Source organism: Methylocaldum sp. RMAD-M, from assembly GCF_017832375.1.
In the GTDB taxonomy this organism is placed as follows: Bacteria; Pseudomonadota; Gammaproteobacteria; order Methylococcales; family Methylococcaceae; genus Methylocaldum.
The window spans coordinates 189,297-214,025 of record NZ_JAFIBZ010000006.1 but is presented as its reverse complement, the minus strand read 5'-3'; the positions used below and the strand labels follow the sequence as shown (position 1 = coordinate 214,025).

General features: G+C 60.2%; 23 protein-coding genes. 10 read left to right on the top strand and 13 right to left on the bottom strand.

Going from position 1 to position 24,729, the window contains the following annotated elements:
- The first annotated feature begins 65 nt into the window (after positions 1-65).
- On the top strand, positions 66-977 hold the full coding sequence (locus JOD69_RS08800; protein WP_086134135.1) for a carbohydrate kinase: 912 nt from the start codon (positions 66-68) through the stop codon (positions 975-977).
- A gap of 114 nt (positions 978-1,091) precedes the next feature.
- Positions 1,092-1,634: a MarR family transcriptional regulator gene (locus JOD69_RS08795; RefSeq protein WP_205781047.1), complete on the top strand. Its 543-nt coding sequence runs from the start codon at positions 1,092-1,094 to the stop codon at positions 1,632-1,634.
- Between the two features lie 394 nt (positions 1,635-2,028).
- Here JOD69_RS08795 and JOD69_RS08790 read toward each other — a convergent pair whose 3' ends face one another.
- Positions 2,029-3,150, bottom strand: coding sequence for an AI-2E family transporter (locus tag JOD69_RS08790; protein ID WP_240502533.1), 1,122 nt, complete (start codon positions 3,148-3,150; stop codon positions 2,029-2,031).
- 218 nt (positions 3,151-3,368) lie between these two features.
- On the opposite strand from JOD69_RS08790, the gene JOD69_RS08785 reads away from it, so the two are divergent.
- Entirely contained in the window at positions 3,369-4,115 is a 747-nt protein-coding gene (locus JOD69_RS08785) for a phosphatase PAP2 family protein (RefSeq protein ID WP_086134134.1), read from the top strand.
- Between the two features lie 258 nt (positions 4,116-4,373).
- On the opposite strand, the gene JOD69_RS08780 is transcribed toward JOD69_RS08785, so the two are convergent.
- The 6 genes from JOD69_RS08780 to JOD69_RS08755 all read right to left on the bottom strand — a co-directional run bounded on the left by JOD69_RS08780 (position 4,374) and on the right by JOD69_RS08755 (position 11,568).
- Entirely contained in the window at positions 4,374-7,445 is a 3,072-nt protein-coding gene (locus JOD69_RS08780) for an efflux RND transporter permease subunit (protein WP_086134133.1), read from the bottom strand.
- Entirely contained in the window at positions 7,445-8,626 is a 1,182-nt protein-coding gene (locus tag JOD69_RS08775) for an efflux RND transporter periplasmic adaptor subunit (RefSeq protein ID WP_210023895.1), read from the bottom strand. Before JOD69_RS08775 ends, JOD69_RS08780 begins: the two co-directional genes overlap by 1 nt.
- A 70-nt stretch (positions 8,627-8,696) precedes the next feature.
- Positions 8,697-9,200 carry a beta/gamma crystallin domain-containing protein gene (locus tag JOD69_RS08770; RefSeq protein WP_086134131.1) on the bottom strand — a complete coding sequence of 168 codons (504 nt, stop codon included), beginning with the start codon at positions 9,198-9,200 and terminating at the stop codon, positions 8,697-8,699.
- Positions 9,201-9,375: 175 nt separating this feature from the next.
- On the bottom strand, positions 9,376-10,518 hold the full coding sequence (locus JOD69_RS08765) for a Do family serine endopeptidase (RefSeq protein ID WP_348529950.1): 1,143 nt from the start codon (positions 10,516-10,518) through the stop codon (positions 9,376-9,378).
- Between the two features lie 145 nt (positions 10,519-10,663).
- Complete coding sequence (locus JOD69_RS08760; protein WP_133718174.1) at positions 10,664-11,059, bottom strand: c-type cytochrome; 396 nt, start codon at positions 11,057-11,059, stop codon at positions 10,664-10,666.
- Entirely contained in the window at positions 11,032-11,568 is a 537-nt protein-coding gene (locus JOD69_RS08755) for a cytochrome c (protein WP_205780781.1), read from the bottom strand. Before JOD69_RS08755 ends, JOD69_RS08760 begins: the two co-directional genes overlap by 28 nt.
- 192 nt (positions 11,569-11,760) lie before the next feature.
- Between JOD69_RS08755 and coxB the strand changes: the two genes are divergently transcribed.
- From coxB to JOD69_RS08730, 5 genes are all read left to right on the top strand, one after another.
- Positions 11,761-12,489: a cytochrome c oxidase subunit II gene (coxB, locus tag JOD69_RS08750; RefSeq protein ID WP_168183806.1), complete on the top strand. Its 729-nt coding sequence runs from the start codon at positions 11,761-11,763 to the stop codon at positions 12,487-12,489.
- An 87-nt stretch (positions 12,490-12,576) separates the two neighbouring features.
- A complete protein-coding gene (locus JOD69_RS08745) occupies positions 12,577-12,876 on the top strand; it encodes a putative quinol monooxygenase (RefSeq protein WP_086134129.1) in 300 nt (99 codons plus the stop codon).
- A gap of 91 nt (positions 12,877-12,967) precedes the next feature.
- Positions 12,968-14,125: a sodium:calcium antiporter gene (locus JOD69_RS08740; RefSeq protein ID WP_210023894.1), complete on the top strand. Its 1,158-nt coding sequence runs from the start codon at positions 12,968-12,970 to the stop codon at positions 14,123-14,125.
- A gap of 10 nt (positions 14,126-14,135) precedes the next feature.
- Positions 14,136-16,658 carry a cbb3-type cytochrome c oxidase subunit I gene (locus JOD69_RS08735; RefSeq protein ID WP_077730592.1) on the top strand — a complete coding sequence of 841 codons (2,523 nt, stop codon included), beginning with the start codon at positions 14,136-14,138 and terminating at the stop codon, positions 16,656-16,658.
- 6 nt (positions 16,659-16,664) lie between these two features.
- A complete protein-coding gene (locus JOD69_RS08730) occupies positions 16,665-17,021 on the top strand; it encodes a hypothetical protein (RefSeq protein ID WP_077730591.1) in 357 nt (118 codons plus the stop codon).
- A gap of 127 nt (positions 17,022-17,148) precedes the next feature.
- Here the strand turns inward: JOD69_RS08730 and erpA are convergent, their stop codons facing one another.
- Positions 17,149-17,484, bottom strand: a complete 336-nt coding sequence (gene erpA / locus JOD69_RS08725; protein WP_077730590.1) for an iron-sulfur cluster insertion protein ErpA — start codon at positions 17,482-17,484, stop codon at positions 17,149-17,151.
- 103 nt (positions 17,485-17,587) lie between these two features.
- On the opposite strand from erpA, the gene JOD69_RS08720 reads away from it, so the two are divergent.
- A complete protein-coding gene (locus JOD69_RS08720; protein WP_077730589.1) occupies positions 17,588-17,911 on the top strand; it encodes a DUF2845 domain-containing protein in 324 nt (107 codons plus the stop codon).
- 69 nt (positions 17,912-17,980) lie between these two features.
- Here the strand turns inward: JOD69_RS08720 and JOD69_RS08715 are convergent, their stop codons facing one another.
- The 3 genes from JOD69_RS08715 to mtnA all read right to left on the bottom strand — a co-directional run bounded on the left by JOD69_RS08715 (position 17,981) and on the right by mtnA (position 21,169).
- Positions 17,981-18,385 (bottom strand): septal ring lytic transglycosylase RlpA family protein, encoded by a 405-nt coding sequence (locus JOD69_RS08715; RefSeq protein ID WP_086134128.1) that lies wholly within the window; start codon positions 18,383-18,385, stop codon positions 17,981-17,983.
- Positions 18,386-18,627: 242 nt separating this feature from the next.
- A complete protein-coding gene (gene serS, locus JOD69_RS08710) occupies positions 18,628-19,902 on the bottom strand; it encodes a serine--tRNA ligase (protein WP_086134127.1) in 1,275 nt (424 codons plus the stop codon).
- Between the two features lie 232 nt (positions 19,903-20,134).
- Positions 20,135-21,169, bottom strand: coding sequence for an S-methyl-5-thioribose-1-phosphate isomerase (gene mtnA, locus JOD69_RS08705; protein WP_086134126.1), 1,035 nt, complete (start codon positions 21,167-21,169; stop codon positions 20,135-20,137).
- A gap of 323 nt (positions 21,170-21,492) precedes the next feature.
- On the opposite strand from mtnA, the gene JOD69_RS08700 reads away from it, so the two are divergent.
- Complete coding sequence (locus JOD69_RS08700) at positions 21,493-21,693, top strand: hypothetical protein (RefSeq protein ID WP_156879782.1); 201 nt, start codon at positions 21,493-21,495, stop codon at positions 21,691-21,693.
- On the opposite strand, the gene rlmB is transcribed toward JOD69_RS08700, so the two are convergent.
- Positions 21,690-22,445, bottom strand: a complete 756-nt coding sequence (gene rlmB, locus JOD69_RS08695) for a 23S rRNA (guanosine(2251)-2'-O)-methyltransferase RlmB (RefSeq protein ID WP_077730585.1) — start codon at positions 22,443-22,445, stop codon at positions 21,690-21,692. The genes JOD69_RS08700 and rlmB overlap by 4 nt on opposite strands.
- A complete protein-coding gene (rnr, locus tag JOD69_RS08690) occupies positions 22,442-24,682 on the bottom strand; it encodes a ribonuclease R (protein ID WP_086134125.1) in 2,241 nt (746 codons plus the stop codon). The genes rlmB and rnr overlap by 4 nt, the downstream gene beginning before the upstream one ends.
- Between the last annotated feature and the right edge of the window lie 47 nt (positions 24,683-24,729).

The window sequence follows — 24,729 nt, the reverse complement described above, 5'->3', positions numbered from 1 at the left end:
GCCCGGTAGCCTAGACGGCCGGAACAGGGCGTTCAGCTTTATTTTATTTTGACATCAAAGTAGACATGACCGAATTCACTGTATCACTGAGACCGGTCCTCTTCGGCGAACTGCTGCTCGATCATTTTCCCGATGGCTCGGTTGTGCTGGGGGGGGCTCCGCTGAATGTAGCCTGCCACCTCCGGGGACTGGGCATACAACCCTTGCTGATAAGCCGTATCGGCGAGGACGAGGGTGGAAAACTTGTTCGCGAGGCGCTTCACGACTGGGATCTGGACGAACGGGGCGTGCAAATCGACCCCGAGCGCATGACGGGAGCCGTGCGGGTGCACATCGAGAAGGGGGAACCCGTGTTCCGCATTCAACCCGAGCGGGCCTACGACTTCATCGAAGCGCACGACGTCCCTCAATTTCCGTCGGGAGGCGCCATCCTGTACCATGGCACCCTCGCCGTGAGAAATCAGGTCTCACGCCAGGCGCTCGATTATCTCATCAAGCGCCATCGTCCCCCGATATTCCTCGACGTCAATCTCCGTTCGCCCTGGTGGAGCGTCGAGCATTTGTGGACCCTGCTGGAACGGGCGAACTGGATTAAATTGAACGCGCAGGAATTGGACACGGTAACCGATATTTACGGCTTGTCCGGCAAGCTTCCCGAAGAGCGCGCCGAAGCCTTGCGAGCCCTCTGCGACGCGGAATACGTGGCGGTGACCCTGGGCGAATCGGGAGCATTCGCCGTCTGCGCCAACGGAAATACGGCTCGGGTGCGTCCCGACGCGTCGATAAAGGTCGTGGACACCGTCGGCGCGGGAGACGCGTTCAGCGCCGCGCTGCTGGTCGGCTTGATGTGGCGTTGGCCCTTGCAGGACGCGCTGGAACGGGCCCAGGAATTGGCCGGATTCATTTGCGGCGTCAGGGGCGCGGTCAAACGCGATCTGAGCTTTTATCGAAGGCTGCGCGAATCATGGAAGATATAATCCCGAAACGGTAGCCGGACGCGCCCGGCTTCAAAACTATCGTCGACGGCTTCGGACGGCATGTCATCCGCCTGAAGCTAGCCCGCACATTTACCGACTCGCAGGAACAGTGGCGTGAAACAGGCTCAACCGCTCACCGGCGCTCCCATGGAAATTCACGAGCAGGTCCTGGTGGAACTCCGGCGCATCGTACAGGCGCTCGATTTGCAATCCAAGCAGTTGCAGAAAGCTGGGCTGACCGGCTCGCAGCTGCTGGTGCTGCGTGCCCTGGAAAAGCGCGGAGCGCTGACGGCCCACCAGCTCAGCCGGGCCGTCAGCCTCAGCCAGGGAACCATCACGTCTATCCTGGACCGCCTGGAACTGAAGGGCCAAATCCGGCGCGAGCGCAGCGCGGAAGACAAGCGGCGCCTGACCATCACCCTCACCGACGCCGGCCGGGAGGCACTCCGGCATGCGCCCTCGCTGCTGCACGTCAACTTCGTGGCCGCCTTCCGGCAATTGAACGACTGGGAGCAAACCCTCATTCTCTCCAGCCTGCAACGGGTCGCCGGCATGATGGACGTATCGGCGAACAAGGCCAAGCCGTCGGCGGATTCGGAGATCGGCGAAGAAGAACGTGCATTGCTTGCCGAAAACAGCAACGAGATCGGATGCTGAACCGAAACATTTTCCGGACAGCGCACGATCGATCCGCGGCTAGAGCATTTTCCGATTCGGTGTCAGAGGGCCCGATAGGTAGGTCGACAATCTCTTCCCAATCGCAAACGGTCGCTTTAGTCGCGACCCTTCCAATCGCAAACGGGAACTTTGGGAGCACCAAAGTCCCCCTTCCAATCGCAAACGGCCGTCCTGGGAGCGCCAGGACGCCCCTTCCAACAAAATCCTTTGCCGAGCCGATAAGTCGGCAAGGGATTGCCGACCTACGTTCTTCCCGCCCGACACGAAGCCGTACACCGGGATGAAAAACGCTCTAGCCTCATTCGGATCTGTTCCCCACATGCGTGGGAATGGCCCGTACGACAGGAATCACAATCGAACCGCCCAGACGCCTTTAGGGCATCTCGACGGATTCTCCCAATACGTCCCTCATATACAGCATCTGCACCAGCACCATGATGACCACCACCAGCGGCGGCGCGAGCAGAAGTCCTAGGATGCCGAAGCTTGCGCCCATGATGAGTTGGGCGGTCAGCAGCAGAGCCGGCGGCAGGGAAACGATCTTCTGTTGGATGAAGGGCGTGATCAGATAACCTTCCAATCCCTGGACCACGAAATAGAGGATGGCTACATAGAGTACCGTCGGGCCGCCCTGGGTGAGACCGACCATCATCGCCGGCACGGCCGCAATCAGCGGCCCGATATTGGGTACGAAATCCAGGGCGGCGGCGACAAGACCCAAAATAAACGCGAACGGCACTCCCAGCGCCATCAGCCCGACGCCGATCAACACCCCCACGGCGAGCATGGCTGCGATTCGCCCGATCAGCCACCAGCGGAGTGCATTCCCCATCCGGTTGAATGCCTCCCAAACCTGTCCTCGGCGCCCCTTGGGAAACAGATGAACCGTGCCGTCGATGTAGGTCTTGGGATCAGCGGCGAAATAAAGCCCCAGCACGATCACGATGAAGAGGCTGCCCAAGGCGCCGAATGCGGTCGAAAAAATCCCGGCGATTTTCGATAGCTGCTCGGGATCTGTGAGGGTACTACCCGCCCTGGATAGCCTATCGATCACCGCGGTTCCCCACGGATATTGCTCGAGCGTGTTCCGTAGCCGGTCCAGCGCCGCCGGCAACTGCTGGAACAACTGGTAAAAACCGTCGGCGATGGCGGGTCCGTACAGCGCCAGGATCAGCACGAGCAAGCCCAGCAGTATCAAGACCACCACCGTCAGCGACCAGTTCATGGACAAAGGCGTATGCCGGGTGATGAACTCGGCGAGCGTGCGGAGGAACAGGGCCAGGAGGAGACTCGCGAAAACCAGCAAGAGGATCTGCGACACCTGCCAAACCGCCAGAAGCAGCGCAATGACGGCCGTACCCGCGACTGCGACGATGAGCGTCCGCTTGGTCAGCAGTCCACTGGGAGTCCGTGTCTCGCTGGTCTCATGATCCATCATTACGTCCCTTGCCGGCATTCCGGCCTTGCCGTAGAACTCGATCGAGCCGCCTCCCATCAAAGCCGCGGATACCTATAACTCCGGCGACCGGTACTATCCCGAGCTGCCGACAGCATATTGCGGGCTCCCCGCCGGTTCGGTCGAATGAAAGGCACTTTTACGGGGACTTACTAATAAGGACCAAGCGGAAAGTGGAATTATCCCCGCCCCGCCGTGCCGGAGAATCCATGGAATTGTCCAAATCATGATCATCAATCGAGATACAAGCGTTCGCCATGTCCATGTCTCAACGATTCATCGTCGCGCTCAGACCGCTACTCGGCGCCGCAGGGTCCGCCGTTGCTCGCGAGTTTCGAACCCTTGTGCTGATGCTCCTAACCGGGGCGGGAATCTGGGGGTTCATCGAACTCGCCGACGAGGTCGCCGAAGGTCAGACGCGTGCCGTCGACACCGCCATCCTGCTGGCATTGCGGAATCCTGCCGACCCGACCGACCCGATCGGCCCGCGATGGGTCGAGGAAATGTTCCGGGATTTCACCGCCTTGGGCGGCGTCGGCGTGATCGTATTCATCACGCTAGGCGTCGCGGGCTATCTCGCCCTGTTGCGAAAACGCCGGACCGTGCTCCTCTTGGCTATCGCCGTCGTCGGCGGCCTGCTTGTCAACACCTTGCTCAAGCTCGGCTTCGACCGCCCCCGCCCCGATCTCGTACCCCATGGCGCATACGTCTACACCGCAAGCTTTCCCAGCGGCCATGCGATGCTGGCTACCGCCACTTATCTGACTCTGGGCGCCCTGCTCGCCCGAGTGCTGCCCGATCGGCGCACCAAGTTTTTCGTGCTGACGATGGCCGTCGTGCTCTGCTTGCTGGTCGGCTTCAGCCGGGTGTACCTGGGCGTCCACTGGCCGTCCGACGTCGCCGCCGGCTGGATGATCGGAGCCGCCTGGGCATTGATCTGGTGGCTGGTGGCCCGCTGGCTGCAGAGGGAGCGGATTGTGGAGGAAACGGAGACCGAAGCATAAGCCTCCGGCCTGTCCAACCACGGGCGTCGAAGTACGAAGTTGTCGCTCTCGTTCGGCCCGGTCCTGAACCTGTCGAAGGACTTAATCCATTCGGCATTCGAATGAACATTAATCGTAGGATGGGTAGAGCGAAGCGAAACCCATCGATGGTGGGTTAGCCCTTCGACAGGCTCAGGACAGGCCCCTCGTCTCCGCTCGGGACAGGCGCTTCGACTCGGCTCAGGGTGAACAGCCTACCGGCGCCCAATCAGAGCTTCCTTAACCTTCCTCTCTCGATCCGGCCCGCTCGCTGGCGATAACGGTATAAAAGGCCGGCACCACGAATAGCGTGAACAGCGTGCCTATGGCCATGCCGGCGCCCAGCACGAAGCCGATGGCGAAGCGGCTTTCGGCGCCGGGTCCGGACGCGAACCAGAGCGGAATCATGCCGACCAGGGTCGCGATCGTGGTCATCAGGATCGGGCGGAGCCGGATCGCCGCCGCGGTCTCCATCGCCCGGCGGCGGTCCAGCCCCTCGCGCCGCTGGACCTCGTTGGCGAATTCCACCAGGAGAATCCCGTGGCGGATGATGGAGCCGATCAGGGTCAACAGGCCCACCTGGGTGTAGATATTGACGGTGACCACCCCGAGCGCCATGAACAGCAGCGCCCCGGCCAGCGACATGGGCACGCTCACCAGCATGATGGCGGGATCGCGGAAGCTTTCGAACTGCGCGCCAAGGACCAGATAGATCAGGATCACCGACAGGAAAAACGCGGTGACCAGTTCCGCGCTCTCCTGGACGTACTGCCGCGACTGCCCTTTCCAGTCGGTGACGTATCCGCCGGGCAAGACTTCGGCCACGGTCGTCCTCAGGAACTCCACCGCTTCGCCGAGCGTCACTCCCGGCGCCGGAACCCCGGACAGCGTCGCTGCATTGAGCTGGTTGAACCGGGCCAGTTCCCGCGGCTGTACAGTTTGCGTCAGGCGGATGATGGTGGAGGCGGGAATCAGGCTGCCGTTCCGGGCGCGGAGATAATAATTCTCGAGCTGCTCCGGACGAAGCCGATAGACGCGTTCCACCTGGGGAATGACCCGGTAGCTGCGGTCACGGACGCTGAAATAATTGACATAGCCGGCGCTCAGCAGCGTGGAAAGATCGCCGCCTAATTGCTGCATGTCGATGCCGAGATCGGCCGCCTTGGCACGGTCGATCTCCACCTGCACCTGGAGCCGGTCGTAATGCAGATCGGTTTCGATGAAGTCGAATTTGCCGCTTTGCCGCGCCCGCTCCAGCACCCGCTGCACCGCATCGTAGAGCGCCTCGGTTTCCTCGGTGGTACCGATGACCCACTGTACCGGGGTTCCGCCGCCGGCGCCCGGCAGCGCGGGCGGCGGAAACACCGCGCTCTGGAGGCCGGCGACGCCGTTCACCCGATCCTGCAATTCGGGCATGATGTCGAACTGCGTTTGCTCCCGCTCTTCCCAGTCTCGCATGGACATGCCGGCGAAAGCCTGATAGGCGCTGCCCACGCCGCCTCCCCCCGGCACCACGCCGTTGATGACGAACGAATGGTCGGTGGCGTCGAAATCCTGAATGATCTCGCCGACCCGGCTGGTCCAGCGTTCCAGGTGGTCGATGGAGACGTTGGGATCGGCGGTGGCCTGCACGATGAGAAAGCCTTGGTCCTCGGTCGGCGCCAGTTCGTCCTCGGCGGCGGTATAGAGAAAAAAGCAGGCGACCAGTACGACGCCTCCGAACAGCAGCACCAGCCAGCGCTGCTCCAGGGTGGCGTGGAGGAGACGGCCATAACGCTCGGCCACCCATCCGAAGCCTGCGTCCACCCGGCGGCTGAGCCCGCGTTTCCCGGTTTCCCGCCTGAGCAGCTTGGAGCACAGCATGAACGACAGGGTCAGGCCGACGACGCCCGAGATCAGCGTCGCCCCGACCACCGTGAAGGCGAACTCGGTGAAGAGATTTCCGGTGAGCCCCGTCATGAAGCCGATGGGCGCATACACCGCCACCACCACGATGTTCATGGCGACGATGGGCGCCGCTAGTTCGCGCCCGCTTTCGAGGGCGGCCTCGAACCTGCTCTTGCCCTCCTCCATGTGGCGGTGGACGTTCTCCACGATGACGATGCCGTCGTCCACCACCATGCCGATGGCAAGGATCAGCGCCAAGAGGGTCAGGAGATTGATGGTGAACCCCATGACCAGGATCAGGAACAGCGAGCCCACCAGCGACAGCGGCATGGCCACGGCGGGCACCAGCGCAGCGCGGGCCGATCCCAGGAACAGGTAGATGACCCCGGTCACGATGGTCAGCGCCTCGGCCAGCGAAACCAGCACCTCGCGCATCGAGTCGCGGATGAAGTCGGTGCTGTCGTAGACGATGACGCCGCGGATGCCCGCGGGCAATTGCCGCTGGATATCGGGAAAGACTTCGCGCACGCGCGCCGCCGTGTCCAGGGTATTGGCCGTGGGCGCCGCTTCCACGGCGATGAACACCCCCGGAACCCCGTCGAAATACACCGAGGTTTCGTACGATTCGGCACCCAGGGACACCTCCGCCACGTCCCGCAACCGGATCAGCGCGCCGTTGTCCTCCCGCACCACCAGCCGCTCGAACTCCTCCACCGAATGCAGGTTGGTCGCGGCATCCAGCGAGATCGAGAGGGTCGCTCCCTTGGTCGATCCCACCGCCGCGATGAAGTTGTTGGCCTCGAGCGCCGCGCGGACGTCTGTCGGCGTGACCCGGAATGCCGCCATGCGCTTCGGGTCCAGCCAGATGCGCATGGCCACCGTCTGCCCGCCCAGGACCGGCGCCTCCTGAACGCCGACCAGGGTCTCCAGGCGCGGCCGAACGGCGCGGTTGAGATAATCGGTCACCTGGTTGCGTTCCAGCACCTCGCTGTAAAAGGCGATGTACATGGCGGCGGTCGGCTCGCCCGGAGTGACGGTGACGATGGGGTCCTCGCTGCCGGGCGGCAACTGGTTCCGCACTTGGTTGATCTTGGTGATGATCTGGGCCACCGCGGCGTTGGGATCGTAATTGAGCAAAAGCCGCGCCCGGATGGTGCTGGTCCCCTGGACGCTGGTGGATTCGAGATAGTCGATGCCCTCGGCGGTGGCGATGGCCTGTTCCAGGGGCGTGGTGATGAATCCTCTGACCAGTTCCGCGTCGGCGCCGAAATAAGGGGTCGAAATGGTGATGACCGAGGAGTAGGTCTCGGGATACTCGCGGACATTGAGGGTTAGAATCGACCGCAATCCCAGCATTAGGATCACCAGGCTGATCACCGAGGCCAGCACCGGCCGCTTGATGAAGAGATCGGTAAAGCCGCCCATCACGGTCCCTTCGGTATGGGGTCGACTTCCGGCAGTACGTCCCGGTCCGAGATGAGCACCCGCGCCCCGTCGCTGAGCTTGAGCTGACCCGATGTGACCACCCGGTCGCCGGGCGCGACGCCTTTCAAGATTTCGACGCGCAAACCCCGGCGCTCGCCGGTGGTGACAAAAACCCGTTGGACCCGATGGATACGCTGGTCCGGAGCCCGAGCGGAAGAAACCGCCGAATCGTCCGGATTTCCGCTATCGTCGGCACCGCCGGCCGGCAGTGCCGGAGCCGCCCCGCCCCCTTCCCGTATCACGAACACGACGTCGCCGTACGGGCTGTAGCTGATCGCCGTGTTGGGAACTGCCAGCACCCGGCGCTCATCGGGAAGCGTCACGACCACGTCGGTGAACATGCCCGGCCGGAGCAGGCGTTCGCGGTTGGGGAGCGTAGCGCGCACGCTGAAATTATGGGTTTCCCGGTCGATCTGCGGGCTGACCGCGCTGATTTCGCCTTCGAAAACCTGATCGGGGTAGGCGTCGACCCGCACCCGGACGGGCAGTCCCGGTCCGATAACGCCGTAATGACGTCCGGGTAAGGTGAAATCCGTGTAGATGGGGGCGATCGACTGCAAATCGACCACGGCCTGTCCGGGTTCAAGATATTGTCCCAGATTGACGTAACGGAGTCCGAGAACCCCGCTGAACGGTGCCTCGATCCGCTTTTTGCCGATCAGGACCCGCTGTTCCCTAACCTGGGCTTCAAAGGTTTCCACCCGGGTCGCCGCCTGCTCCCGTTCGGATTGAGATACGAAGCGCCGCTGCGCCAGTTCGCGGAACCTAGCCAGATCGCGGCGCGCCTGTTCGGCCTCGGCCTCGAGGCGCTCCAGCCGCGCCAGGTCCACATCGGTCTTGAATTGCACCAGGGTCGCGCCCTGCTCCACTTCGGCGCCCGATTCGAACCCGATGGTTTCCACCATGCCCGCCACCTCGGTGGTCACTTGCACCCCGTGCACGGCGACGAGGTTGCCGATGGCGTCCAACTCGGTCCGCCAGATCTCCGGCTCGGCACGGGCTGCCGTCACGGTGACGGGAGGGATCTCGAACGGTTCAGCCGGTCCGCGTTTACCGACAATCTGCGACCAGAGCCAATAAGCGACCAACGCCAAGACAGCCAGAACGGCGAGTCCTACCAAGATCCGCCATCGCCCCCCCTGCCGAACGCGCTCTCCGTTTCATGCGCCGAACGCCGTGCCATTCGCCGCATCAGCGGCGCGGCAAACAAGTCACCCGCAGCGACTTGATATCTTCGAAAATCCCCAGCCCGCTGCGTCCCCGTCTTTCCCCCAAGTCGGGGATTTGCTGTCCTGGTTCGAACGACAGGCTATGGTCTTCGAAGTCTTCGTCGTCGAAGGCGGTTACCTGGGCGCGCGGTCCGACTATGACGCTTTCCAGGCCGGTCCAGCGGGCGCCGAACGGACCTTTCATGGTGCGCATCTCGACCGGGCCGACGATGTTCAGTTGAATTCCGGTAAAACGGTCGCCCGTGTAGAACTGTACCCAGCAACCGTCGGCGACCCGCTCGGCGCTGAATGATCCGGGCACGATCAGGACCGTCAGCAAAGCGCTGGGCTCCTCCGTAATCGGCGGGCGAGCGCGGGTATCGGGCGCGGAGGGAGGCACGGACTCCCTGGCCGTCACATTCAGGCCCGCCACGGCGGACAGCGCCCCGGCCACAATCCCGAACCGAAGGCGCCTAAATTTCCGCATGCGACGCTCCGATCAGAAAATGAGCATAAGAATCCCGATCACGACCAATAACCCGATCAGGAAGATGATGCCGATCGCGCTGCCCAAGAATCGCAAGATGCTGCCCATGTCCATGTCTCCGCGAGTGAAATAGAGTTTCGTCCATAACCATTGAGACAGCCGCTCCGAGGTTTCCTCACCGCCGCCGGGCCGGTGGTTGGGCTATCCGGGCCGTCGCCGTCCGCTTTTGGCCATTTCGGAGGAAATCCAGCTTGATTTCGGAACCGACTCGAAGCAGGCCGATAATATTGCGCAAGCTGCTGGCATTGGCCACGGGAGCACCATCGACCGCCACCACGACGTCGCCGGGACGCAGCCCCGCTTGGGCGGCAGGCGAATCCGGCTGAACCTGGGCAATCACGGCGCCGCCGCTCCGCTCCAGGCCCAAGGCTTTCGCCGACTCGGGAGTCAAATCCTGGACTCCGATCCCGAGTTGACCTCGCTGAACTTCGCCGTACTGGACGATCTGCTGCATGACGGCTTGGGCGAGATGGCTCGGGATCGCGAAACCGATGCCGACATTGCCCCCGGCCGGGCCGACGATGGCGGTATTGATCCCGACCAGTTCCCCATTCAGGTCGACTAGGGCGCCGCCGGAATTGCCGGGATTGATCGAGGCGTCGGTCTGGATGAAGTCTTCGTAGCCTTCGATGCCCAAACCGGAACGACCCAGCGCGCTGACGATGCCGGAAGTCACGGTTTGGCTCAAGCCGAAAGGACTGCCGATAGCCACCACGAAATCTCCGACCCGCAAGGATTGCGAGTCGCCGAACCGCAGAGCCGTAAGGTTTTTCTCGTCGATTTTGACGACCGCCACGTCGGTCTCGGAATCGGCGCCCACCACCGTAGCCTCGAAATCCCTTCCGTCCTGCAGGGTCACGGTCACTTGGTCGGCATTGGCGATGACGTGGTGGTTGGTGAGGATAAGCCCGTTTTCGGCGTTCACGATCACGCCGGAGCCGAGGCTCTGCTGTTGCCGTTGGCGCGGCGGCATGTTCGGCAAGTCGAAGAACCGTCTGAAAAACGGATCGTTGAACAGCGGATTCTCCTGCACGTTCACCGTCGAGGTCGTCGAAATATTGACCACGGCGGGCAATACGGCTTCCAGCATGGGCGCCAGAGTCGGCCTGCCGCTTTGTCCTATGGCGGCGCCGGGATTGGACGCCTGGTAGGCCGCTGCCGGCGCTTGCGCAAGTCGCGGTGCCGGTACGGGCTCGCATCCCGCCGACATCATGATCAGAACGGCGCCAAGAGCGCAAAGTCGGCCAAGCCGTTCCATGGAGTTCCTCCCGCAGTGTGCTTCTCGAGTCGGGACGTCACTTTTTAGGTCGTTCGATACCGTAAAAGTTCTCGGGCGGATTTTCTCTCTTCCGCCTGCGCGTGCATCCTCGATTCTCGAGCTAGAGCGCCGACCGCCTGCGGGATCATTTCAGGCTGAAGAGATACGCCGCCATGTCCCATGCGTCATGCTCGGTCACACCCAAGTCGGGCATGGCCGTGCCGGGCGATATCCGCTGCGGGTCCCGAAGCCACAGAACCAGGTCGTCCGGAGTGTTGGGCAGAACGCCGGCGATGTAGATGCGATTGGCCCAAGCGGTCAGGGGCGGCCCGGCCAGACCCTTGGCGCCGACGATGCCGGGAATGATGTGACAGGTCGCGCAGGCATATTGCTGCAAGGCGATCCGCCCTCGGGCCGGGTCTCCGCCGGTGACGAACAAGGGCTGATCGGCGCGGCCGCAGGCATTCAGAAGAGCCAGTGCCGCGAAGAGTCCGCCCGCTCCTTTGATTCTTCTTATCGCCCGCCGGTCTTTCGATCCCATTCCGCGTACTCCTTCGGGGAAAACTCCGGCAACCGTTCTACGAACGCCACCACCGCCCACAGCTCCTCCTCGTCGAGGCGATACTGCCAGGCAGGCATGCCGGTCATGCGGATTCCGTTGGCAACCACCCAATAGATGTATTCAGCCGATTTTTCGCGCGCCGTTTGTGCCAGATTGTTGGGCAGCGGCAGCATCCCCTTGCCCGCATCGTCGGGAGGCACACCCGGCGCGCCATGGCATTGCGCGCATTTGTCCCGGTAAATGCGGAAGCCGCGTTCCGCCAGGAGGGGATCGTCCAGGGGCGGCGCCGCGATGCCGCCGAGGCGGGCCGAGACCGACCGATCCAATGCGAAATCCAGCATCTCGTAAACCGGCCAAGTGTGTTGATAAATGGCAGCGACGTTGTACACGCCGGTGAGAACGACGATGGCCGCGCCCAATACTCCGAATCCACCCAGGATGACGAGAGTGATGAGCGCATGGATCAGAAACTTTCGGGAAGGTGCCATGGTCTCTTGTGAGTACGCTCCAAAATTCGAGAGAACGGCGCCAGCCGCACGGCTCGATATTCGGCCAGGGGAGTGACCGATGACCATCGGGAATGGAACGTCTTCCGACGCTATAGCATTTTCGACTCTCCGCACTGCGGTTAGTGCCGGCTGTCGATGCGTTCGGCCGGACGGCCCGCGTTCCGCCATGCCATGACCGCCCGTCTTGGTTCGGCCTTGCTCCTGGCAACGCTGCCGGCATCCGCGGGTGCCGGCCTTCAATCCGCCATCGATCCGCATTCGCCGACCGCATCCGAAATTGATGCCATCGGCTGGCTGCTGTACTGGGGAGCCGCGGTCATTTTCGTTTTGGTCATGGCGCTGACCGTTTATTCGATGTCCGGATCGGAACGCGCCGGCCGCTTGCTGGGCCATCGCCGAGCAGTCCTTATCGGCGGCCTCGCGTTTCCCGTGGTCCTGTTGTCCGCGCTCTTGGTCTATACGCTGAGAATCGCCGGGGATATCGTCACCCTGTCGGAACCTCCGGCCCTGCGGATCGAGGTCGTCGGCGAGAAGTTTTGGTGGCGGGTGAATTACCTGACCGAGGCGGGCCATGTCGATGTCGCCACCGCCAACGAGATCCACCTTCCGGCCGGTCGGCTCGTGGAATTCAGACTGCGCACCGCCGATGTCATCCATAGTTTCTGGCTGCCCAACCTGGCCGGAAAAGTCGACATGATTCCCGGCCGTATCACCACGCTGCGTATCCGACCCGACCGGCCGGGCCTGTGGCGCGGGCAGTGCGCCGAGTATTGCGGCGCCCAGCACGCCAACATGGCCTTCCTGGCGGTGGTCGAAACGCCGGAGGATTTCGATGCCTGGCTTAACGCCCAGCGTCAGCCCGCGCGTCCGCCGGCGGCTTATTCGGAGAACCGGAGATGAACGCGGTTCCGGGATTGTCGAACATCTCCGTCCGCAGCGTCCCTGAAATCATGGATCGCAACCGGCACTCCGATAAAGGAGCGAAACATGGCAAGCAAACCCGTGACGGTTATCGTTCGAATCGTAGCCAAACCCGGCATGGAGGCGCAGGTCAAGCGGGAGCTCATGAACCTCCTCGCCCCGACCCGCTCGGAAAAAGGCTGCATCAACTATGACATGCACCAGGCTGCCGATGACGATTCGCTTTTTCTCTTTCATGAGAACTGGGTGTGCGAGGAGGACCTCAGAAGGCACCTCGAAGCGCCACATATCAAGCATTGGATTACTCTGGCCGAAACGCTGTTGGCCGAGCCGATGGAGCTTACTCTCTGGCACAAGGTTGGTTAGATGCGCCGCTCGGTGTATGCGACGGCAGCACCGCCGGTACCGCTTTAACGGAGGACTGCGCAAGAGCTGAATCTTCGAGTGGATTTCACGGATGCCGGCCGCGGCGCTTCCACGCGCATCGGCCGACGGCTTATTTGGAGAACCCGAGCTGATGCCTTTCGATTTCAAGAATTATTCGCTCTGGCTCAACATCGTGATGTTCGCGGTTTCGGCAGGCATCGTCTGGATTGCCGGCACCAAGGTCTCGCACTATGCCGATGCCATCGCCGAGCATACCGGCATCGGCCATGCAGCAGCCGGATTGATCCTTTTGGGCGGCATCACTTCGCTGCCCGAGGTCGCGGTCACGGTCGCCTCGTCCGCCGCCGGCAATGCGCCGCTGGCAGTGAACAACATCCTCGGCAGTCTCGCGATCAACGTCGTCATCCTGGCGCTGGCCGACGCCGTCATCGGGCGGGACGCTCTGACTTCGGTGATTCCCGATCCGGTCGTGATCTTGCAAGGGGCACTGGGCGTACTGCTGCTCGCTCTGGTGTCCGCGGCCGTGATCGTGGGCGACACGGCGTTCCTCGGCATCGGCGGTTGGGCGTGGAGCATTCTCCTTTTTTACTTCGGGTCCATCTGGATGCTCGCCAAATCTCAGGGCCGCTTTCCCTGGCGGCCGGACGGGCTGGGCTGGCATCAACGACGCGCTCCGAAGCGTCCCCATCAGGGACTTGAGGGACAGCACAGAGGACATCCGGCCCAACGCGACGAAACGGAGGAGGAACCCGAACGTCCGTTTGGAAAAATTCTCGGCAAGACGGTGCTTGCCGGTTTGGCGATTCTGGTGGCGGGCTATGCGCTATCGCGTTCCGGTGAAACCCTCGCCGAGCAGAGCGGGCTGGGCTCGAGCTTCTTCGGCGCCGTTTTTGTCGGCTTTTCGACCTCCTTGCCGGAAGTCAGCACCGTACTGGCGGCGATGCACCTAGGGCGTTATCTGATGGCGGTTTCCGATATCTTCGGCACCAATCTGTTCAACGTCGGCATGATTTTTTTGATCGATGCCGTCTATCCGGACGGCCCGGTGCTGAACCAGGTGGGACGGTTTTCATCTTTCGCGGCCCTTTTAGGGATTGTCGTGACGACGCTGTACATCGCCGGTTTGGTCGAGCGCCGGGATCGGACGATCCTGCGCATGGGCTACGACTCGCTGGCCGTGCTCTTGACTTATCTCGGCGGGATATTCCTGCTGTATCGATTGCGCTGAGGAGACACGGATGGACCGGAATCAGGAATTTCCGAACCCTGTGCCCCGCCCGGACGAAGAGCTTTCCCTGCTCAAAAAGATTTGGCGGCCACCATCGGGCTGGAACTTCATCACCGTCGTCAACAACGAGTACATCGGCATCTTCTACGTCGGCACGGCCTTTCTGTTCTTCTTGCTGGCCGGCGTGCTGGCGCTCCTGATGCGCACCCAGCTCGCGGTGCCGGAAAACGATCTTCTGGGGCAGGACACCTATAACCAGATCTTCACGATGCACGGCACCATCATGATGTTCCTGTTCGCCGTGCCGGCGGTGGAAGCGCTGGGAGTTCTCATCCTGCCCAACATGCAGGCGGCGCGCGACCTGCCCTTCCCGCGGCTGTCGGCCTACGCCTTCTGGGCTTATTTCGCGGGTGGGCTGGCGTTCTTCTGCAGCCTGTTTTTCGACTTGGCGCCCAAGGGCGGCTGGTTCATGTATCCGCCGCTGACCAGTTATCAATTCTCGCCCGGCGACAACTCCGATTTCTGGCTGCTCGGCATCGGCTTCATCGAAATCACGGCCATCGCTGCGGCCATCGAGATCGTGGTGGGGGTGCTGCTCAACCGCGCGCCCGGCATGAGCCTCGATAAGATGCCGATCTATTGCTGGGCCATGCTGGTGTTCGCCGGGATGATCATGGTCGCCTTCCCGGCGGTGATCCTCTGCACCGCGCTCCTTGAGCTGGAGCGCAGCTTCGAGTGGCCGTTCTTCGTAGCGGAGAAAGGCGGCGACCCCTTGCTCTGGCAGCATCTCTTCTGGTTTTTCGGTCACCCGGAGGTCTACATCATCTTCCTACCGGCCGCGGGAATCGTCTCGATGATCATACCCACCATGGTGCGCAAGCACTTGGTAGGATACCGATTGGTGGTGCTGGCCCTGGTGGGCACGGGTTTCCTGAGCTTCGCCCTGTGGGTGCACCATATGTTCGCCGTGGGACTGCCGCAGATCTCCATGAGCTATTTCTCGGCGGCCAGCATGGCGGTGTCGGTTCCGAGCGGCATACAGGTGTTCGCCTGGATCGCCACCATTGCGGCCGGACGCCTGAAACTCACGGTGCCGGCGCTGTTCACCCTGGCTTTTTTGTTCATTTTCGTGCTGGGCGGGCTGACCGGGGTGATGGTGGCGATCGTGCCCTACGACTGGCAGGTGCACGATACCTATTTCGTGGTGGCGCATCTGCACTACGTGCTGTTCGGCGGCATGGTGTTCCCGCTATTCGGCGTGTTCTATTACTGGGCGCCTTATGCGAGCACGAAGCCTCTCTCGGAAAAACTGGGCCGCTGGGTGTGCGGATTGATGTTCATCGGGTTCAACACGGCGTTCTTCCCGATGCACATCACCGGGCTGCTGGGTATGCCGCGGCGGGTCTATACCTATTCGGCGGAAGTCGGCTGGGACACCCTCAACCTGATCTCGACTTTCGGCGCTTTCCTCATCGGTGCCGGCGTTCTGGTGTTCCTGGTCGATCTCATTCGCAACTTCCGACCCTTCCGTCCGGAAAAGGCGGGCAACGTCTGGGATGCAGGCACCCTCGAATGGCTGCCCGGCGGCGATTACGCCATGCGCAGCATTCCCATCGTCGAAAGCCGCGAGCCGCTTTGGGATCAGCCGAATCTGGCGGAGGACGTCGAGGCCGGCCGCTATTACCTGCCGGGCGCGCCTACCGGCGCGCGCGAGACCGTCGTCACCAGTCCCATCGATGCCCGGCCTCTGTACATTTTGCAGATGCCGGCAGGGAGCTGGTTCCCGGTGTTGGCGGCCTTCGGAACGGCGGCGTTCTTTCTGCTCCTGACGGTGAAGGTAGTGGTGCCTGCACTGTTCTTCGGCGTGTTCGCCATCGCCATGATCATCCGGTGGGCATGGGAAACCGACCCCGGCCCCAGCCACCCTCCCGTGGACATCGGCGGCGGCATCAAGCTGCCGGTCTACGTGACCGGCCCCATGTCGCATTCCCGGTGGGCCATGGTCGTGCTGATGATAGTCTCGGCCTCCCTCTTCGCCTGCCTGATCTTCTCGTATTATTTCCTGTGGACCGTAGCGCCGGGGTTCTGGCCCAAGGGCGGAGAATCGCTGCCGGAAGTGGCTTATCCGCTCGCGGCGGGAGGCCTTTCGGCATTCAGCAGTGCTGCCATTGCCTACGCCAGCCGCGCATTGAAATCGAACAGGTTCTGGACGGTGCGCCTGGCCATGCTTTTAGCCGTCCCCCTGCTCGTCGGTGCGTTGGTGGCCGAGCTGTGGGGCCAATGGCAGATAGGCCTGCGGCCGACCGATTCCGGCTATGCCGCGATCGTTTATACCGTCATCTCGATTCAGGGATTTTTCGTTACCGTGGTGGTCATCATGGGCCTCTATACCTTCGCCCGCTCGGTGTGCGGACTCATAAACCGCGAACGCCGGGCCACTTTCGACAACACCATGCTGTTCTGGCATTACACGGTCGTTCAGGGCCTGATTGCATTAGCCGTGGTCCATCTGTCTCCGCGCTTCCTGGGGTGAACCGCCATGGCTGCCGCACTCCACTTCGTCACAAACACGCTTCGGATGCTCTCGGGCGTCTTGATCTGGGGTGCCCATTTCGGGGTTGTCTACATCGCCACTGCCCTGGTGTGTGCACGGGGGGTTCAGAATTTAAGCTGGCTCGGGGTGGGCATCGTTGCATGGATGGTCACCATTGCTACGGTGATGGCGATCGCGGGGATTCTGATCATACTTGTCCCCGCCTGGCGGAATCTTCACCGGCACCGCCCGCAGTCCGCGACACCCGCTTTCATCGACTGGATGACCGTCTCCTTCGGGGGGCTGGCACTGCTGGCGATCGTATGGGTAACGTTTCCGGTAATGCTGGTGCCGATATGTTAGCCCTGATTTCCAGCACCCGTTCGTCTGCAATCCATCGGCGTGCTTGGCAGCCACGAAGCGGACGACCCAATACGCGTGGAATTGGTCCCCTACCGGCACTTTGCGAAAGTTTTTGGAACGAGAACGCTTAAACCGAGAAGGACGAACCGCAACCGCACGTTGTGGCCGCATTGGGATTCCGAATAACGAATTGAGATCCGGATAAGTCCTCGGTATAGTCGATCTCGGCACCGGTCAAATATTGGATGCTCATGGAATCGATCAAGACAATGACACCGTTCTTCACAATTTGCGTGTCGTCTTCATTGACCGCGTCATCAAAAGTAAAGCCATATTGAAAACCTGAGCAGCCGCCGCCGGTAATGTAAACCCGCAGCTTCAGGTTATCGTTTCCTTCATCGGCTATCAGTTGGCTCACCTTGGCCGCAGCGCTGTCAGTAAATTTAATAGGCTCTTCGCTCATACAACTCGTAACCTCGGTACGCTTATCGATCAAACGCCATTATATGATTTTTTCCGAGAGTTTCGGTCAAGAATAACCGCTATCCATAACTTGATGGTCATTTATGAAAAAAAGGATTCTTTTTCTCGGTCTGTATCTGAGCTTATCCGCACCGTCCGCCTGGGCCCTACGCTGCGGCTCTCTACTGGTAGACACTGGAGATTACAAGCTCGAGGTGCTTCGCAAGTGCGGCGAGCCCGTATTCACGGACTCCCGCATCGAGCTCAGGTATGTGAAATTGTACGGTTCGGGCTTGGAGTTGGGGCAATACGTGCCGGTCATGATCGACGAATGGACCTACGACTTCGGTCCGAATCGGTTCGTGCAGCTGCTTCGATTCGAGAACGGCCGTCTGGTGGATATAGAATCCTTGGGCTACGGCCGATAACCGGCACGCTCAAAACCGTTTTCCTACGGCGAAAAATAAAAATTGCCCTCATCACGGATGAGGAGCAAATCAACCGTCTCCCGGTTGGATCACCTCAAGCTTCACTTGAGCGAGTCCCGCTCTTATGAATCCGAGTTCCTTGGCCGCGCGCCGCGAGAGATCGAGCAGACGCTTGTTCGCGGGATCGCCGCGGTCGTTCACGCGCACCTCTATGCTGCGGTTATTGCTGAGATTGGTCACCCGGAGCCGGGTACCGAATGGTAGCGACCGATGCATTGCGGTGAGGCCGTTCCGGTTGTAACGCTCGCCGCTGGCCGTCCGCCGGCCGTGGAAACGATCGCTGTAGTACGATGCAATGCCTTTTTGAGAGCTTGCAAGGCTTTTTGGACTTGCCGTTCTGGCATGACCAACAGTACAGGAAGACGCCAGATAGATCGACAGAAGGGAGTTAGCAATCAGTCGAAGCTTCTGCATCCTTCACCTCCATATTGGTTATTTTAGGAACGATGCCGTTTCATAATAAACGATGCTTCTAAAAAGGCCAAGTTTTTATCGAAATGGTTATATCGTCATGCGCCGTTCTGCGATGCGGCTCACGCCTTGGCGCAGATCCCGTCGCGCAACCAACCTGAAAATGAATAGCCCGCGCTCCTGTTTCAACGGCGCGGGCATTCGAATTCAAATATGACTGTTTTGAGAGCTTCTCAGTTTTTCGCTCAGCCGATTGCTTCAACCCCACCCATGTACGGAAGCAAGACCTCCGGAACTCTGATCCGTCCTTTTTCATCCTGATAGTTCTCCATCACGGCAATAAGGGTGCGGCCGACAGCGAGTCCCGAACCGTTCAGGGTATGAACCAGCTCGGGTTTACCCGTTTCGGCATTCCTCCAGCGCGCTCTCAAGCGTCGCGCCTGGAAATCCCGGAAATTGCTGCACGACGAGATTTCACGGTAGGCATTCTGTCCCGGCAGCCAAACCTCGAGATCATAGGTTTTGGCCGATGAAAAGCCCGTATCGCCGGCGCACAAAACCATTCTTCGAAACGGCAGCTTCAAGCGCTTGAGAATCTCCTCCGCATGGGAGGTTAGCTCCTCATGGGCACGCGCCGAATCGTCGGGCCTTACAATCTGCACCAGCTCGACTTTTTCGAATTGATGCTGGCGTATCATGCCGCGTACATCCTTGCCGTAGGAGCCGGCTTCGCTGCGGAAACACGGCGTATGGGCAACGAATTTCAAAGGAAGCGTTTCCGCGGCCAAGATTTCGTCGCGGACCAAATTGGTAACCGGCACCTCGGCGGTCGGAATCAGATAGAACGCCGGTTCGCGAACGAGCTTGAACAGATCTTCTTCGAATTTCGGAAGCTGCCCCGTGCCGCGCAAGCTTTCCGCGTTCACCATGAACGGCACGTAGGTCTCGGTGTAACCGTGCTCTTGCGTATGAATATCGAGCATGAATTGGGTCAAGGCCCGCTGCAAACGAGCCAGAGGACCTTTCAGGGTGACGAACCGTGAACCCGTAATTTTGACGGCCGCCTCGAAATCGAGACCTCCAAGCCGCGTTCCCAAATCGACGTGGTCGCCAGGTTCGAATCCGAACTGCGACGGCTCGCCCCAGCGATGGATCTCCACGTTGTCCGCATCGCTCCGGCCATCGGGAACGTCGGCATCCAAAATGTTCGGTATGCCGAGCAGCAAGTCTTCCAACTTCGCTTGAATGCCTTCCAATTCCCCTTCCATCCGTTTGAGGTCATCCCCCAAATGCTGCATCTCCGCAAGTATAGGCTGGATATCCTCTCCTCTTGCCTTGGCCTGGCCGACCAGCTTGGAGCGCGTATTGCGTTCGTTCTGCAACGCCTGAGTGCGGCCCTGTATTTCCTTGCGCTGGTTTTCCAACTCGCGAAATACTTCGGTGTCCAGCTTGAACGAGCGCCGCGCCAATTGCGCTTCGACCTCATCCAATTGAGTGCGGAAAAGACGTGGATCTAACATCGGTTATCCTTGGTGAGATTTGGGTGAATCTGGATCAAAAACTATCTACGGCGCGGGCGAACCCGCCGGAGATTCGAACGGATTCATCGGCGCCGTGGTGCATAGCGAAGGCGGGTATCAAACTGCTTGAGTCTTCAGATAAGCTATTTCACGAGAAGAGACGGACAAGTAGCTTCGATCGAACCCGCTAGCTTCGCGTCTTGTCAGCGCACGGACAGCCGAAAATACGAACTCATCCGGCATCCGCCAGCACTTTCATGGCCTGACGATTCGGATTCCGCACAATACCCCGCTCGGTGACGATGCAATCGATCAATTCGGCCGGAGTCACGTCGAACACTGGATTCCACGCTTTTATAACACTGCTCGGCCGCGCGAAATATTCGTTCAGCAGTTCGCTCTGGGCCCTTTCCTCGATCCTAATGCTCTCGCCGGACTCTGTCCGCCAGTCGATGGTGGACGTCGGCGCAACCACCATGAATTTCACGCCATGGTGGCGAGCGGCAACGGCCAAGGCATAGGTGCCGATCTTGTTGGCGGTATCTCCGTTTGCGGCGATGCGGTCGGCTCCGACTGCGATCCACTGGATCGCACCCGATTTCATCAAATAGGCGGCAGCGGAATCGGCAATCAAAGTCGCGGGTATGCCGTCCTGCTCCAGCTCCCAGACAGTCAGCCTAGCCCCCTGTAGCCACGGACGGGTTTCGGTCGCGAAGATATTCGTAACGCCCTGTCGGTAGGCACTTCGAACCACTCCGAGCGCCGTACCGTACCCACCGGTCGCAAGTGAACCCGTATTGCAGTGGGTCAAAACGCCGCTGGCTCCGACAAGCAGGGAGGCTCCCAAGTCGCCCATCGTTCGATTGGCAGCGATGTCCTGATCATGAATGGTGCGCGCGGCTTGCAACAGATGCGGCTCCGGGTCACCTTCGACAGCCCCGATTTCCGATCGCATACGGTCAAGGGCCCAGAACAGATTCACGGCAGTGGGACGCGAACTGGCCAACTTGGCCAAATCCGCTTCGATCGCCTCTCTCCAGTTATCCGGATTTTCGCGATACCGTTGACGCGCCGCCAACACGACACCATAGGCGGCGGCGATACCGATGGCGGGGGCTCCGCGCACGCGCATCGAAAAGATAGCCTCAGCCACGCCCTGAGCGCTGTCGAATGTCTCGTATTCGACCACGCTCGGCAGCCTGCGCTGATCCAGCACGCGGAGCCCGCGCTCGCTCCACTGCAGGGCACGGACCGTATCGTTAGACATTATGGGTGCAGAAGATGAAGGCATTTGGATTATTGAAATCAGGCGATTGTCAAAGAACCCCCGACTCGCGGGTGTTGTCGGGCCGGGCCGGTGCGGCTAAACGTCCATGCATTTTAAGATGGTCCAGCCGACAAACAAAGAATTCGCGCGTGCGCACCGAGACTTGGTGATAAGTCCTAAAGAGGCATACCATTTGCAACGCGTTTTAAGGCAATTAAGGTGCGCGTTTTTGCCGCATCGTCGAGCGGCTATTCTCGGTTGCAAGATGGTCATAGTCACATTAGCCTGAATTTGTCAAGACTAACACCCGTAAAGGTCCGACTATGGTACTCGAAATCTACCTCTGGTGTTGGATGCACTTGGAACCGCGGCATGCGGCGAAAAGAGGCGCAAAACTTCTGGGCTTGGCGGTATTGGTGTTGGCTCCGCTGATTTATGCCAACGTCGAAATGACCGGACAAGGATTCAAGCCCTCGACGCCCAGCCTGACGATCGAGGTTGGTCAGAAGGACTCGAATCGTTAAGTCCTCTTTGCCTGTGCTCGCTGCCGTACGGCTTCAAAAAGCAGTACGCCTGTCGCAACCGATAGGTTGAGGCTTTCGATTTGGCCGAACATTGGAATTTTGACTAAAAAGTCACAGGACTCGCGCGTCAAGCGACGTAGACCCTTTCCTTCGGCTCCGATCGCCAAGACCAATGGAATGGCCAGGTCGATCTCGTATAGCGATCGCTCGGCCTCGCCCGCAGCCCCTACGATCCACAGCCCCGCCTCCTTTAACCAGCCCAGGACTCGATTCAAATTGGTTACGCGGTAAATCGGCACCGTTTCAGCAGCGCCGGAGGCGACCTTGGCCACGGTCGGCGTCAACCCCACAGACTGATCTTTCGTGATAATGACCCCCTGTACTCCAGCGGCGTCCGCGGTACGCAAACAGGCTCCGAGGTTGTGCGGATCCTGCACATGATCCAGAACGAGAAAAAAAGGCTGCCGCGAAAGATTCGCCAGCGCATCCTGAAGCTCCGACTCTCCGAGTTCGGCGGCCAGCTTCAGCTCGAGAACGATGCCTTGATGGCTTCGGCTTTCGGCTAACGAGTCAAGTTGATTTCGTCCGGCCGGCTGAACCGAAATTCCAAGGGAAGCCAATTTCCGTTCGATGGCGGCAATGCGACCATCTTCCCGCCGATGGTCTATCCAAACGCTGATGATTTTGTCCGGGGCGTTTTCGAGAGCAGCTTCCGCCGCATGAAGACCCGCGATGCGACGCCGATTCTTCATGACCGGCGTCTTTTCTTCCGTGTCCGGCGCGACGAAGACTCGGAGCGTTTCACCAATTCGAGGTCGATCTTGCGTTCATCCAGATCCACGCGAGCCACAATCACACGAACGCTGTCGCCAAGCCTATAAGTCACACCGCTCCGCTGCCCTTCCAACCGATAACCGATCGGATCGTAGTGAAAGTAGTCTTTGTCCAAAGTCGAAACGTGGACCAATCCTTCCACGAAGATGTCTTTTAGCTCCACAAAAAAACCGAATGGCGTAACGGCGGAAATGACGCCTTCGAACTCCTCTCCCAGCTTATCGAGCATGTACTCGCATTTAAGCCAGGCGACGACGTCGCGAGTCGCCTCGTCGGCGCGCCGCTCGGTGTACGAGCAATGCTCGCCCATCAGTACCATGTCGTTATGGGAATAGTAGAATTCTTCTATCTTTTTCTTTTCGAGCGAGTGGCGAATAGCCCGGTGTACCAGCAGGTCCGGATAGCGCCGGATGGGCGACGTAAAATGGGTATAGGCATCCAGGCCCAACCCGAAATGGCCTTTTTTCTCCGGGCTATAAACGGCCTGAGCCAGCGAGCGTAACAGTACAGTTTGGATCAGGTGCTCGTCGGCCCTGCCGGTGATATTGTCCAACACTTCGAAATAATCCTTAGGTCCAGGATTATCGCCGCCACCGAGGTTCAGACCGACTTTTCCGAGAAAGGCACGCAGATCGGCCAATCGTTCGGCGGTGGGACCCTCATGAATTCGAACCACATGGGGGAGTTTTTGACGGGTCAGATATCGCGCCGCGGCAATATTCGCGGTAATCATGCATTCCTCGATCAGGCGATGGGCGTCGTTGCGCTCGCGCGGCACGATTTGCGCGATTTTCTTGCCCTCTCCGAATACGATGTAGGATTCCTGGGTGTCGAAATCCATCGCCCCCCGTGCCTCCCTTGCCCGCCGCAGCACTTTGTAGAGCGAATGCAACTCCTCCAGGTGAGGCACGAGAGCGCGATACTTCTTCCTCAGTATCTTATCGCCGTCGACAATCATGCGGGCGACTTCCGTGTAAGTGAGCCTCGCATGGGAGTACATCAGCCCCGAGTAGAAACGTGAACGGACGATGGCGCCATCGGTGTTTATGTAAATTTCGCAGACCATGCACAGCCTGTCTTGCTCGGGGTTGAGCGAGCACAAACCGTTTGAGAGCACCTCCGGCAGCATGGGAATGACTCGATCGGGAAAATACACCGAGTTGCCACGGATTTTTGCTTCGTCGTCGAGAGCCGTTCCCGGCCGGACATAATGGGAAACATCGGCGATAGCGACGAAAAGTTTCCATCCTTTCGGCGTTCTTTCGCAGTACACGGCATCGTCGAAATCGCGGGCGTCCTCCCCGTCTATGGTTACGAGCGGCAGCCGCCGCAAATCAACGCGACCGGCTTTATCATCTTCCGCGACTTCCGTACTTAGCCCCGCAACGTCGTTCAACACGGCTTCCGGCCACTCGGCCGGCAGATCGAAGCTGCGAATCGCCACCTCGATCTCCATACCGGGGGCCATGTGATCCCCCAGAACCTCCCTGATTCGACCGATGGGGTCACGCTGGCGGGTAGGTTGCTCGATGATCTCGGCGACCACGATCTGACCTGGGAGCGCTCCATTTCTATGCTCCTCAGGAATAAGAACGTCGTGAGCGATGTGCTTATTGTCTGGGACGACGAATGAGATTCCCTGCTCCAGGTACAACCGACCCACGATATTGTGCGTATTCCGCTCCAACACCTCCACAACCCCGGCCTCTCGCCGCCCGCGGCGGTCGACGCCGCGTATGCACACCACGATGCGATCATCGTGCATGAGCGAACGCATTTCCTTGGGCGAGAGAAAAAGATCATCGCCGCCCTCGTCGGGCCGAAGAAAGCCGAACCCATCGGGATGGCCGATGACCCGCCCAACGATGAGATCTTTGTGGTTTACGATGCAGTAATAATTGCGGCGGTTTCTCAGTATCTGCCCGTCCCGCTCCATGGCATTGAGGCGGCGACGGAGCGATTCAACGTCCTCATCCTCTTGTACGCCCAATACGCCGGCAACGTCCTCGACTCTTAAAGGAATCCCTTGCTCTTTCATCACCTCGAGGATCAACTCCCGGCTGGGAATGGGACGCTCATACTTTCCTGCCTCCCGCTCGGCGAAGGGATCCTCGAGCTTAAACCCTCTAGCGATCGTAGGGGCGGACTTGGTCATCGATAATTTTCCTATTTTCTATATGTTTAGTTTTGCTATTCGGACAG

Coding starts and splice junctions, on each gene's coding strand:
- JOD69_RS08800 (WP_086134135.1), top strand. CDS start 66: ATGACCGAATTCACTGTATCACTGAGACCGGTCCTCTTCGGCGAACTG.
- JOD69_RS08790 (WP_240502533.1), bottom strand. CDS start 3,150: ATGGGAGGCGGCTCGATCGAGTTCTACGGCAAGGCCGGAATGCCGGCA.
- JOD69_RS08785 (WP_086134134.1), top strand. CDS start 3,369: ATGTCCATGTCTCAACGATTCATCGTCGCGCTCAGACCGCTACTCGGC.
- JOD69_RS08780 (WP_086134133.1), bottom strand. CDS start 7,445: ATGGGCGGCTTTACCGATCTCTTCATCAAGCGGCCGGTGCTGGCCTCG.
- JOD69_RS08770 (WP_086134131.1), bottom strand. CDS start 9,200: ATGCGGAAATTTAGGCGCCTTCGGTTCGGGATTGTGGCCGGGGCGCTG.
- JOD69_RS08765 (WP_348529950.1), bottom strand. CDS start 10,518: ATGGAACGGCTTGGCCGACTTTGCGCTCTTGGCGCCGTTCTGATCATG.
- JOD69_RS08760 (WP_133718174.1), bottom strand. CDS start 11,059: ATGGGATCGAAAGACCGGCGGGCGATAAGAAGAATCAAAGGAGCGGGC.
- JOD69_RS08755 (WP_205780781.1), bottom strand. CDS start 11,568: ATGGCACCTTCCCGAAAGTTTCTGATCCATGCGCTCATCACTCTCGTC.
- coxB (WP_168183806.1), top strand. CDS start 11,761: ATGACCGCCCGTCTTGGTTCGGCCTTGCTCCTGGCAACGCTGCCGGCA.
- JOD69_RS08745 (WP_086134129.1), top strand. CDS start 12,577: ATGGCAAGCAAACCCGTGACGGTTATCGTTCGAATCGTAGCCAAACCC.
- JOD69_RS08740 (WP_210023894.1), top strand. CDS start 12,968: ATGCCGGCCGCGGCGCTTCCACGCGCATCGGCCGACGGCTTATTTGGA.
- JOD69_RS08735 (WP_077730592.1), top strand. CDS start 14,136: ATGGACCGGAATCAGGAATTTCCGAACCCTGTGCCCCGCCCGGACGAA.
- JOD69_RS08730 (WP_077730591.1), top strand. CDS start 16,665: ATGGCTGCCGCACTCCACTTCGTCACAAACACGCTTCGGATGCTCTCG.
- erpA (WP_077730590.1), bottom strand. CDS start 17,484: ATGAGCGAAGAGCCTATTAAATTTACTGACAGCGCTGCGGCCAAGGTG.
- JOD69_RS08720 (WP_077730589.1), top strand. CDS start 17,588: ATGAAAAAAAGGATTCTTTTTCTCGGTCTGTATCTGAGCTTATCCGCA.
- JOD69_RS08715 (WP_086134128.1), bottom strand. CDS start 18,385: ATGCAGAAGCTTCGACTGATTGCTAACTCCCTTCTGTCGATCTATCTG.
- serS (WP_086134127.1), bottom strand. CDS start 19,902: ATGTTAGATCCACGTCTTTTCCGCACTCAATTGGATGAGGTCGAAGCG.
- mtnA (WP_086134126.1), bottom strand. CDS start 21,169: ATGTCTAACGATACGGTCCGTGCCCTGCAGTGGAGCGAGCGCGGGCTC.
- JOD69_RS08700 (WP_156879782.1), top strand. CDS start 21,493: ATGGTACTCGAAATCTACCTCTGGTGTTGGATGCACTTGGAACCGCGG.
- rlmB (WP_077730585.1), bottom strand. CDS start 22,445: ATGAAGAATCGGCGTCGCATCGCGGGTCTTCATGCGGCGGAAGCTGCT.
- rnr (WP_086134125.1), bottom strand. CDS start 24,682: ATGACCAAGTCCGCCCCTACGATCGCTAGAGGGTTTAAGCTCGAGGAT.